The sequence below is a fragment of the Schwartzia sp. (in: firmicutes) genome (assembly GCF_978017985.1).
This window is the reverse complement of record NZ_CDXDFU010000077.1, coordinates 1-2,912: the sequence shown is the minus strand read 5'-3', so window position 1 is coordinate 2,912 and position 2,912 is coordinate 1. Positions and strand designations below refer to the sequence as shown.

3 protein-coding genes are annotated in these 2,912 nt (G+C 49.2%); 2 read left to right on the top strand and 1 reads right to left on the bottom strand.

The window, feature by feature from the left end:
- Positions 1 to 231: aldehyde dehydrogenase family protein (locus ACY69O_RS03545; RefSeq protein ID WP_462332094.1), on the top strand; the 231-nt coding region annotated here is incomplete at its 5' end.
- Between the two features lie 34 nt (positions 232 to 265).
- Here ACY69O_RS03545 and ACY69O_RS03540 read toward each other — a convergent pair.
- The gene (locus ACY69O_RS03540; RefSeq protein ID WP_462332093.1) at positions 266 to 712 is read right to left on the bottom strand and encodes an Lrp/AsnC family transcriptional regulator; all 447 of its coding nucleotides are present in this window, start codon (positions 710 to 712) and stop codon (positions 266 to 268) included.
- 185 nt (positions 713 to 897) lie between these two features.
- On the opposite strand from ACY69O_RS03540, the gene ACY69O_RS03535 reads away from it, so the two are divergent.
- Positions 898 to 2,883, top strand: coding sequence for a penicillin-binding transpeptidase domain-containing protein (locus ACY69O_RS03535; protein WP_462332092.1), 1,986 nt, complete (start codon positions 898 to 900; stop codon positions 2,881 to 2,883).
- Positions 2,884 to 2,912 lie beyond the last annotated feature (29 nt).

Genomic DNA, 2,912 nt, shown 5'->3' with positions numbered 1-2,912 from the left:
GTGTGGACGAAGGATATAAACCGCGCCATCCGTGTGGCGCGCAGTATTGAAACGGGACGTATGTGGGTAAATACCTACAATCAGATTCCTGAGGGCGCGCCATTCGGCGGCTACAAGCAGAGCGGTATCGGCCGTGAAACTCACAAGGTGATGCTGGATCACTACACACAGATGAAGAATATAATGATAAATTTATCGGAGAAGCCGTCAGGCTTTTATCCGAATAAGTAAAAAGAAAGCCCTGCGTGAGCGGGGCTTTCTTTTTTTAATCAGGCTGTACGGACGGGCTGTCCGTTATTGTCGATAGAATAACGATGGTCTGTGTCTTTACTACGCCGGGGGCGTTCTTTATGCGCGTCAGAAGTTTTTCAAGCGTCTGGGTGTTTTCCGTCAGGATTTTCAGCGAGTAATCGAAGTCACCTGTTATGTAATAACATTCCTTTATTTCAGGCTCTGCCTTTGAAAGCTCTGCAAAATGGTCGCCATGCTTCGGGTTGTCGAAGCGCAGGAACATGAGAGCCATGAGATGCTTGTTGAGCTTCGCGGGGTCGAGAATCGTGGTGTACTGACGAATGACCCCTGAGGCCTCAAGTTTTTTGAGGCGTTCGCTTATGGCCGGAAGTGAAAGTGCAATTTCTCCGGCAAGCTCCGACAGGGTAGCCCGTGCGTTTTCCGAGAGCATTTTTAGGATTTTTTTATCTACATCATCCATAATTTTACGCCGCCCTTCATTGATGATATACTATTGACAAGTTTAATCAAATGTAATTATAACGCAGCCTTTCCTATTTTGCCAAAGGGCAAAACCTTACCGAATGCGTTATAAAGCGTTTGTCCGTATTTTGCCGCATGTAAAAATTTGAGCAGGCGGCTTTTATTAAGGAGAGAAAAAGATTCATGGATATGGAGCGCCGAAAGGAGCTTGGGAAAATAGAGCAGAAAAAAGTCGGTTCGCATATCGGCCTCGGAGCGATGCTGCTTTGGGTTGTTCTGCTTATCATCACTGTGAGATACGGGTGGCTGCAGCTCGTTCAGGGAGATGCAATGGCGACGAGGGTGCGTATGGAATCAGGAGAGGAGCAGGTTACTCCGACTCCGCGCGGACCGATTCTGGACAGAAACGGGCGTGAGCTGGCATTTTCGCTTATGCTCAAATCCCTATTTGTTGACCCGAACAACGTACAGAATCCGCAGGACCTTGCTGCAAAGCTGGCACCTCTCATCAATATGAGCGAGCAGGAGATTCTTAATGATATATCCCAGGGCGGCGGCTTTGTATGGGTAAAGCATTATCTTTCAACAGATGAAGTACAGGCCGTCAAAAAACTTATCCGCGACGAGGAATATAACTGCCTTGGCTTTAATGATGAGCTGAAGCGTTCTTATCCGAACAATATTCTCGCGGCGAACGTGCTCGGCTTCGTCGGTACAGATGATGTCGGTCTTGATGGAATAGAGCAGGCCTTTGATAAGCTCATAAAGGGAAACCGCGAGGAAACCTTCATTCAGACGGACAATTATTACGGGTTCCCGATTCTCAGCTCTATTTTTTCGCGGCGTAAATACGAGGGAGACCAGTGCAAAACAATACAGCTTACCATTGACAGCACAGTGCAGTTCATAGTAGAACAGGCGCTTGATGAAGCTGTGTTAAATACAAATCCTGCCAGCGTGACGGCAATTGTCATGAACCCTAAAAACGGTGAGATTCTTGCAATGGCATCACGACCATCATATGACCCGAACAAGTTCGAGGAATATCCTGCAGAGGTTTGGAAAAATCACGCTGTATCGGTAATTTACGAGCCGGGCTCTACATTCAAGTCTATCGTTGCGGCTGCGGCACTTCAGGAAAGAGTAGTAACTCCGAATCAGGTTTTCCATGACCCGGGCTATGTTATGGTGTCCGAGCGCCGTATTCAGAACTGGAACGGCGAGAGCTTCGGTACAGTTACCTTTACTGATATCGTGAAGCACTCTCTGAACACGGGATTTGCACAGGTAGGTCTTGACCTTGGCAGCAATAAACTCATCGAGTACGCAAAACGCTTCGGCTTCGGAGAGCCTACGGGAATAGAACTTCCGGGAGAAGAAAGCGGTATCCTTTTTGAGCCTGATGATATGAGAGATTCGGATATGGCGACCATGGCAATCGGCCAGTCCATAGCCGTCACGCCTATTCAGCTTGTAACCGCTATGTCTGCCATAGCAAATGACGGTATTCTCATGAAGCCCCATATAGTGAAAAGCGTGTACAACGCGGACGGCTCTGTTTATTCAGAGACGAAGCCGCAGCAGGTACGCCGCGCCATAGAGTCTGTTACCGATAAGACACTGGTGGGACTCTTGGAGCAGGTTGTCGCAACAGGAGGCGGTGCAAAAGCACAGGTAAAGGGCTACCGTATAGCAGGCAAGACAGGTACGGCACAAAAAGCCCGCCATGACGGCGCCGGATACATGGACGGCCATTATATCGCTTCCTTCTGCGGATTTGCTCCTGTAGAGGATCCGCAGATATGCCTTCTTGTCGTAATAGATGACCCTATGGGTATTTATTACGGCGGTCAGATTGCGGCTCCTGTCGCAAGCCGGATCTTTTCACAGCTGTTAAGACATCTGCAGGTAGAGCCTTCGAGCGATCCGTTCCAAGGACGCGAGGAGGAAAAGGTGAAATCCGACGGCAGCCAGTCCGCCGAAACACAGCGCGTGGTAGTTCCTGAGGTTGCGGGTCTCGATGCCACAGAGGCAGCGCTCCAGCTTGAAGCAGCAGGACTTAGAATGCGAGCGGAGGGACACGGTATCGCAGTAAGCCAGAATGTGGAACCAAACACGGTTGTTGAACGGGATAGTGTGGTTGTGGTAAAATTCGAACCTAAAGGGTGATACCGGGCCTTTTCACGTTATGCTGTGTC

Coding starts and splice junctions, on each gene's coding strand:
- ACY69O_RS03535 (WP_462332092.1), top strand. CDS start 898: ATGGATATGGAGCGCCGAAAGGAGCTTGGGAAAATAGAGCAGAAAAAA.
- ACY69O_RS03540 (WP_462332093.1), bottom strand. CDS start 712: ATGGATGATGTAGATAAAAAAATCCTAAAAATGCTCTCGGAAAACGCA.